The organism is Crocosphaera watsonii WH 8501 (assembly GCF_000167195.1).
Taxonomy (GTDB): Bacteria; Cyanobacteriota; Cyanobacteriia; order Cyanobacteriales; family Microcystaceae; genus Crocosphaera; species Crocosphaera watsonii.
Genome location: NZ_AADV02000197.1, coordinates 1 through 7,073, shown reverse-complemented (window position 1 = coordinate 7,073; position 7,073 = coordinate 1). Strand labels below are relative to the sequence as shown.

The 7,073-nt window shown below is 37.5% G+C and carries 10 protein-coding genes; 4 read left to right on the top strand and 6 right to left on the bottom strand.

The genetic code is table 11. The annotated features are described in order from the left end of the window. Positions 1 to 80: 80 nt before the first annotated feature. Complete coding sequence (locus CWATDRAFT_RS40705) at positions 81 to 356, bottom strand: hypothetical protein (protein ID WP_050018394.1); 276 nt, start codon at positions 354 to 356, stop codon at positions 81 to 83. Between the two features lie 14 nt (positions 357 to 370). Between CWATDRAFT_RS40705 and CWATDRAFT_RS40700 the strand changes: the two genes are divergently transcribed. After that, a complete protein-coding gene (locus CWATDRAFT_RS40700) occupies positions 371 to 697 on the top strand; it encodes a group II intron maturase-specific domain-containing protein (protein ID WP_326997446.1) in 327 nt (108 codons plus the stop codon). 194 nt (positions 698 to 891) lie between these two features. Here CWATDRAFT_RS40700 and CWATDRAFT_RS28435 read toward each other — a convergent pair whose 3' ends face one another. Further along, complete coding sequence (locus tag CWATDRAFT_RS28435) at positions 892 to 2,376, bottom strand: IS1380-like element ISCwa5 family transposase (RefSeq protein ID WP_007308218.1); 1,485 nt, start codon at positions 2,374 to 2,376, stop codon at positions 892 to 894. A gap of 180 nt (positions 2,377 to 2,556) precedes the next feature. On the opposite strand from CWATDRAFT_RS28435, the gene CWATDRAFT_RS36405 reads away from it, so the two are divergent. The 3 genes from CWATDRAFT_RS36405 to CWATDRAFT_RS28420 all read left to right on the top strand — a co-directional run bounded on the left by CWATDRAFT_RS36405 (position 2,557) and on the right by CWATDRAFT_RS28420 (position 4,791). Beyond that, positions 2,557 to 3,144 carry a hypothetical protein gene (locus CWATDRAFT_RS36405; protein WP_050018393.1) on the top strand — a complete coding sequence of 196 codons (588 nt, stop codon included), beginning with the start codon at positions 2,557 to 2,559 and terminating at the stop codon, positions 3,142 to 3,144. A 99-nt stretch (positions 3,145 to 3,243) separates the two neighbouring features. Further along, entirely contained in the window at positions 3,244 to 3,675 is a 432-nt protein-coding gene (locus CWATDRAFT_RS28425; RefSeq protein WP_007308220.1) for a calcium-binding protein, read from the top strand. Positions 3,676 to 3,750: 75 nt separating this feature from the next. Then, positions 3,751 to 4,791: a hypothetical protein gene (locus CWATDRAFT_RS28420; protein WP_007308221.1), complete on the top strand. Its 1,041-nt coding sequence runs from the start codon at positions 3,751 to 3,753 to the stop codon at positions 4,789 to 4,791. Here CWATDRAFT_RS28420 and CWATDRAFT_RS34875 read toward each other — a convergent pair. From CWATDRAFT_RS34875 to CWATDRAFT_RS40690, 4 genes are all read right to left on the bottom strand, one after another. Then, positions 4,781 to 4,948: a type II toxin-antitoxin system HicB family antitoxin gene (locus tag CWATDRAFT_RS34875; RefSeq protein WP_007308217.1), complete on the bottom strand. Its 168-nt coding sequence runs from the start codon at positions 4,946 to 4,948 to the stop codon at positions 4,781 to 4,783. The genes CWATDRAFT_RS28420 and CWATDRAFT_RS34875 overlap by 11 nt on opposite strands. 383 nt (positions 4,949 to 5,331) lie before the next feature. Then, positions 5,332 to 5,760 (bottom strand): PEP-CTERM sorting domain-containing protein, encoded by a 429-nt coding sequence (locus tag CWATDRAFT_RS28415; RefSeq protein ID WP_232287225.1) that lies wholly within the window; start codon positions 5,758 to 5,760, stop codon positions 5,332 to 5,334. A gap of 333 nt (positions 5,761 to 6,093) precedes the next feature. Then, positions 6,094 to 6,630, bottom strand: coding sequence for a hypothetical protein (locus CWATDRAFT_RS40695; RefSeq protein WP_007306889.1), 537 nt, complete (start codon positions 6,628 to 6,630; stop codon positions 6,094 to 6,096). A 196-nt stretch (positions 6,631 to 6,826) separates the two neighbouring features. Next, positions 6,827 to 7,073: hypothetical protein (locus tag CWATDRAFT_RS40690; RefSeq protein ID WP_232287224.1), on the bottom strand; the 247-nt coding region annotated here is incomplete at its 5' end.

Genomic DNA, 7,073 nt, shown 5'->3' with positions numbered 1-7,073 from the left:
AAGAAAGTATTTATAAAGGGATTGGGGCGTTATTTTCACAAAGGAAAAAACGTAGTGTGCCCAAATGTGTTAGAAACAGGTTAGGGCTGGAAATAAAAACCGGAAAAAGGACTCTCCTTCGGACCATTCTTTAAAAAAGTATTCGAAACCGGGGGGAAAAACCCCATTAAGGCCGGGTTTTGGGTTTCTGGGGATTCAAATGTCAGTTCATACCCCGGTAGGAGAACCCCCATTTCGGGAGGAACAGGGGGAAAATATTTCCACCACCAATGGGATTCAAAAACGTTATCAAAACCTGGCAAAAAAGAAAATATTAGCTCATCATGAGGCAATTCAAAGAGGTTATCAAAGCCCATAAGAAAGCCCCACAATCAGCACTAATCGCAAGATTAAACCCATTATAAGAGGATGGTGTAACTACTACCGAACTGTAACAAGCAAAGTAACGTTCGCATCCGAAGACTATTTACTATGGGAGATGCTTAGAGCATGGACAGTTAGCAGGAAAAAGAAAAAGACACCATTGATTAAAGCTCTCAGAAAATATTTCTCACACGGAAAACACGGATTTTGGACCTTCCAAACAACAGGAGCAATCCTCTACCATCATGCCGAAACGGAAATAAAGAGACATACACTGGTAAACCCGGATTTCTCACAAATTAATTTGAAAGCCCAATCCAGAGATGAAAAATGATAATTTTTAGGACTAATAGAAATTTTGAATATAGATGAATAAAAAAAATTGACTTTGATTATCCAAAAATTGAGTTTAAGAGGGAATAATTATATTAACTTTTGATTTTCTCCACGATAAATAAGACTAAATGAAAGTATCAGTCAGTCAACAACTTATGATAGATATCTTTTTTAAAAAACAACTTATTCTACTTATCCAGTATTAGGAATAGTTTTAATTCTTTTGTTAGCAATAGACAAAATATCTTGATAAGGACAAGCACTAGCTATAGCGATAATAATTCTTCTACAACTAATCTTTATTCTGGCTCCCAACTTAAGAAGATTTAGACGTATTCTTCCCACAGTTGCTTTAGCCAATGAAGTTTTTTTTAAACAGTGTTGACGAAAAGCATTTATGAGAACATAAGCCCAGGAATGTATCCATAATCTTAGTTTATTACTTTGAAATGTTTGAGTTGAAGTTCTATGAGCTAACAAGTCTAATTGTTGTTCTTTAATCCGATTTTCCATCTCGCCTCTCGGACAGTATTTTTTTGTATAAAGTTCTGAGGGTGGAATTTTTGAAGCGGGCAAAGATGTCACCACATGGCGCATTTTTAAGCCATCACTTCCATAACAAACTTTTGTCACTACTCTTCTTTGACAACTCCATGACTTTTCTGTTTTATAACGAATAGAGCGATACCAAGTAGAAATTGGTACTAATTTTTTAACTTCTTCTAAATCTTCTTTTTTCTGAAATAAACTATCCATTAATTCAGTTATTGGAGCTAGTTTTTTTTCATATTCATGTTTGGCTTTTTCAATTACATCATCCGCTCGTAACTTAAGAACGCCATTTGTTCCCATAGCTATAACATAATCAACTAAAGGCTGATTTTCACAAAAATAGAAGATTTCTTCACGGTCATAGGCACTATCACCCCTAACTAGGATATGAGTCTCTGACCATTTTTCTCTAATTAGTCCGATAATTCTTTGTAATTCGTCTAAGGCTCCATCGGCTGGATCTACATTAGATGAACGAAGTTTAGCAACTAATAAATGATGCCCACAGAGAATATATAAATGAGCATAACATACTCCGTGATAATAACTATTAAAAAATGCCCCTTCTTGATTACCATGTACTTGTTCATCCGTGACATCCATATCTAATATAATACTTAAGGGAGGTTTTTTATAAGACTCTAAAAAAAATTCGACAAAAGATTTTTCAATGGCTTCAAAGTTGGGTTCTATTTTATGATAACGACTCGTTTTTTGGTCGAGAATAGTCTCAGGACAATATTCCAATCTATTAATTGTACTTTTTCCAGCTAACCATCCCTTTTTATCTTCAAGTTCATTAAGCTTTTCTAAAGCGATCTTAAGGGCAGGATCGTGACGTAATTTATCATGGTCATTGACATCTTCATAGCCTAAAATAATTCCATAAAGCCTTTGTGCTAATAACTCATGAACGGAATGATCTACATAAGATTGATGACGATGATCTTGAAAACAGTTACCAAACTTCTCGGTAATTCCCAGTTTTTTATCCAACTCAGCTATCCAGACAATCCCCGCATCTGAAGTGATTAGTCCCCCATCAAAATTAGCGATTATTTCTTTTCCTTTCTGTTTACTAAAGTTGATTACTTGACGAGGGGTTCGGGGATGACTGGGACTCATTAAATTAGTTTAAGGTAAATTGCTTTAATAATTAAATTATAGCATATTTTATTCTAACAATCTAGTACTATTAGAGATTTTATTAATAATTTTTTTTGGAAAAATGAGTGATTGATTTATCTTTTTATCTTTGTCTAATTCGGGTTGATTTTAACTTAAAATCTGACAACAGACTGTTGGTTGGGGAAATCTGCGATCGCTCTGTTCAAACCCACTTCCTGTAAGGCTTCTGTGTTTGGCGATCGCAGATTTTGTGAGAAATTCGGGATTAGCAATATTACTAACAATAGCTTCGATATTTACCTACAGGAACCCAGCAATGAAGATGGAAATCATGCTCTAGAAACCCTGAGTTATTTAGTCTTTGAAGCAGGAACCTATCAACTATCCGATGGTACTTTAGTTGAGGTGGGAACCATTAATACCGATAGCACTGCCAACCTGGAAAACGGAGGTGTGACCCCTTGGGAAACCGTTGGGTTTGAGACTAACTTTGCTCAAACCCCAGCTATCTTTAGTCAAGTGCAAACAAATAACGACAGTGACTTCGTGCGAACCCGTCAACAAAACGCCACTGCGAATGGGTTTGAAGTAGTTATGGAACAAGAGGAAGGTTTTGCTAAAAACGGGGAAACCCACGGTAATGAAACCATTGGTTATCTTGCTATTACTGAAGGGACGCGTAATAGTAACGGGGTAACATTCCTGGCCGGTAGTACAGATAATAGTGTTACTGATGTGTTTTCAAGTATTAGTTTTGGAGGATAGTTTAGCAATATTCCTCATTTCTTAGCCAATGTTGGCACTTATGACGGACCAGATCCTGCTGGCATCCGTTTCCAAAACCTCACTGTTGATAATGTTCAAGTGGCAGTGCAAGAGGAGATAAGCTTCGATGAAGAAACTATCCATACAACGGAAGTTGTTAATTATTTAGCCCTAGAAGGAGATGATCTCTTACAAGGAACTGCTTATGACCCCTTGACGGGAAATCGGGCGATTATTGGGACAGAAGCATCCGAAGCTATTTTTGGCATTGCTGAAAATGACACTCGTACAGGTAACGGTGGTAGTGATGTTTTTGTTGTAGAATCAGGTCAAGGTACAGATACTATTACTGATTTTGAGTTGGGAGTAGATTTCATTGGGTTAGGGGATAATTTAACTTTTGGTGCGTTGAGTTTGAATGATACAGGTAATGATACTTCTCTGATGTTTAATGGTCAGGAGTTAGCGATTATCAAAGGAGTTCATAAGAGTGATTTTACGAGTAATAATTTTGTTGAAACCTCCATCTAACCTATTCTTTGGATTTAATGGGTTCGACAACTGATATGATCAATATTCGATCCTATCGCTGAGTTAATAACGCTTATGGTTGCTGTTCCCCCGTCTCCCGATGATATTCGTAATGCCTTGGAAACCCCAGTTGATTTTAATTTTGAATTACCCGATCCCGAAGATGAAGAGATCGAAGAGTTTGATTTTCAGGAAAAATTGGATAGCGTTTGGAAAATATGCGATCGCTTTGATCTACAAACAGATATTTGGCGCGGTAGGATCTTACGGGCGATCCGCGATCGCGAAAAAAAGGGGGGAGAAGGCAGGGGAACAGGCTTCTTAAATTGGTTAAAAAAACGAGAAATAACCAAAAGTCAGGCTTATGCTTTGATTCAGTTGGCTAATAGTGCCGATACCTTACTTGCAGAGGGGGTTTTAGACCCAGAAACCATTAATAATTTTAGTAAACGAGCCTTTGTAGAAACTGCCAAATCCGATCCTGAAGTCCAAAAATTGGTTAGTGAGGCGGCACAGAAAGGGGATAGAATCACCCGTAGAGAGGTGAAACAGCTATCAGATGAATGGACAGCCATGAGTTCCGATTTACTGCCCTCAGAGGTCAAGGAAAAGGCAGAAGAGGGAACGTTACCCCCCCGGCATTTAGCCCCCTTAGTTCGGGAAATGGAAAAATTACCAGATTTACACCTAGAAACTATTCAAAAAGAGGTAGCTGAAAATCCTGATATAGACACAGTAAAATTATTAACCACCGATGCTAAAAATTTAGCTAAATATCTCGATGCAGCAGCACAAGTTCAAACCTTAAAAAAGACTCCTTTAGACTTAGAAATGGCTTTGGATGAAGCGGTAAGATTAGAATGTTTAAATACTGCTGCTGACTTAGTAAAACAAGCGACTCAAATAGAGCAAATAGTCGGAAAACTGTACACAACTTGGAAACGGTTAGGCAGTTTATCCGATAGATTATATGTGGATACTGGGGCTAGTAATCCTCATTTGCGATCGATGTTAACTTCTTTGGAATCTTTGAGTGGAGAAGTGATTGAAGTGCAACTGGATGAAGCAGGAGAAAAAACTGTTAGACTACGAATGATGACAGATTCTATGGATTAATTTCATTAGCAACTTCTAACCATCCTTCAATAGCATCTTTCAGGTTATTAATGACTTCTTCAATGGTATCTCCTTCTGTGATACAACCTTCAAGTGCAGAAACTTCTGCCCAATATCCCCCTTCTTCTGCCGTATTAATAATCGCTTTAATTTGCATAATTTCTCAACTTTCAGTTATCTTTTACAACTTAAAATATTCATCTAATAAGTAGGGTGCGTTAGGCAAACTATAATTGTTGGGGTAATTCCTATACTTTTTTGATGCCGTAACGCACCAAAATTGTGTTTTTGGTGTATTACGCTACGCTAATACACCCTACGAGTCTATTACTAATCACAAACAGCTTGACACAGGAACTTGTTACAGTATCTTTAAACAAGCGAGTAAGTATATTCCAGAATCAGACCTTTATCACTATTTTTATGATGATTAAACCAAAGATATACAACAAAAATAAGCCATCAAAAAAGGGTTAACACCGTTAACCCCTACACACCAATTTAATTCAAAATTCTCTATTTTTTAAAGTGAAATAAACATTAAGCTTGTTTTTTGCGCTGGGTTGCTAATACACCTAACCCTAATCCTAATAATGCCATAACGCTACCAGGTTCGGGAACAGATTCAGCCCCAACTTCGACCGTTTCTTGGGAGAATGTAGAACCATTAACACTGGCTTCAATGAAAGTCCCATCAACGTATCGGAATACAAAGATAGGCCCACCAAAACCGTACTCAATATAATAAGTGACACCAGTAGCAGCACCCTGTTGCACAGTGGGAAAGTCACTATAAAACTGTGACCAGTTTAGGGTATTAAGATTAAAGTCAAATTGAATATCATCTATTGTTCGAGATACACCACCAATGGGTTGAACAACGCCATCTAGTACCACTGTTTCTGAATACACCGAGGAACCCATCCCAAACAACTCATAAGACCAGTTGGTGAGGTCACTCTTAGTCACGTTTCCACTGGTGATATCAGTTTCCCAGCTCACGGGGTGACAAGCCCGTTAAAACCCTGATTGAAAGAGGGTTTCAGCCGTGGTGATCGCTCTATAAATTGTCAAAAACTAGAGGGCTTATTGAGAATAAACAATAATGATAATCATTCTTGCCGTGTGTGTGGGGGGGAGGAGGGTTACACCGTCCTCCCCCCCACAGGGTTGATGCTCAAAATCAACCCCTTGGGCAATATTAGTTTTTATTAAATAATAAAAATTGGTTTATTTTGGATAGTTACATCTAAAATAAATCATCTCCCACTGGTTATTTTATGTTAAGATAAAATAGGGGAATTAAGCCGTCTTATCTATTATGGACATGGCTTGTAACCCTTTTTTATAATTGTTGAGTTTCTGGGGATTATTGCTCATCATAATTGAAATAAAATCAGAGCAAAATTCCCAAGCGTGAATCCAAAGAGAGCCATAAAGTCCTATCCAAAAATTACTATGTCTTCGGTCACGTCTTGATTTTTCAGTTAGACGAGCAATATATTTTCCTTGATTGGTTTGTCGAAATGTTTTGCCTTTTAAAGAAGTAGCAGTGTAAGCGATCGCTATTAATAAAATCAAGGAATTTAGTCGTTTATTATTGGCTTTACTTCCCTCCAAATTATAACCCCCTGTCTTACAATCCTTGAACATAGCTTCAATACCTGCCCTGGCTCGATAGACTTTCAAGACCTCTGATAAACTGTCTAAGTTGGTAAGAATAAACCAAGGCTCTTTTTCCTGTTTGCCCTTGTATTTTCTTTTCCAATATGCTCCCACATTAAAGTTTCCAAACCCTTTATTTTTAGTGACTGAAACCCCAGTTAAAAACATCTTCATCCCAGGTTTCATTCCTAACTGCGAAAAAGTTTGATAATCTTCATCATCTTTTTTCTGGGTTGTACCTTGTTTCTGACGAAAAGCGAAGAAAAACTTTGGTTTTTACTTTTTTTGTTCACCAATAAACTAATTTACACTGTGGAATTCTCGTCCCAAAAAGACCAATCAAAGTTTTTAAAGAAAAAGAACAGGTGAATTAATGCCCGTGGTCAGAAAACTGCGGCTCCCCTTTCCCTAAAAGGTCCAAAAAATGGTAAAGCCCCCTTTTTCCCAAAACGGCACCCTGAAACCTTTTTTTCTTCCTTGGGGTCCGGCCATTGGTATAACCAACGAGAGCCGCCCTAAATTCCTTACAAATAAAACTTTTTCCCCGGAAAACCAAATCGGGGAAGGCTAAGCCTGCACAACTTGAAACTCTCGGAATTTTTCCACACACTTTTAAA

Bases quoted from the DNA above. Each gene is read 5' to 3' on its own strand.
- CWATDRAFT_RS40705 (WP_050018394.1), bottom strand. From the start codon at position 356: ATGGGCTTTGATAACCTCTTTGAATTGCCTCATGATGAGCTAATATTT.
- CWATDRAFT_RS28435 (WP_007308218.1), bottom strand. From the start codon at position 2,376: ATGAGTCCCAGTCATCCCCGAACCCCTCGTCAAGTAATCAACTTTAGT.
- CWATDRAFT_RS28420 (WP_007308221.1), top strand. From the start codon at position 3,751: ATGGTTGCTGTTCCCCCGTCTCCCGATGATATTCGTAATGCCTTGGAA.
- CWATDRAFT_RS34875 (WP_007308217.1), bottom strand. From the start codon at position 4,948: ATGCAAATTAAAGCGATTATTAATACGGCAGAAGAAGGGGGATATTGG.
- CWATDRAFT_RS40695 (WP_007306889.1), bottom strand. From the start codon at position 6,630: ATGAAGATGTTTTTAACTGGGGTTTCAGTCACTAAAAATAAAGGGTTT.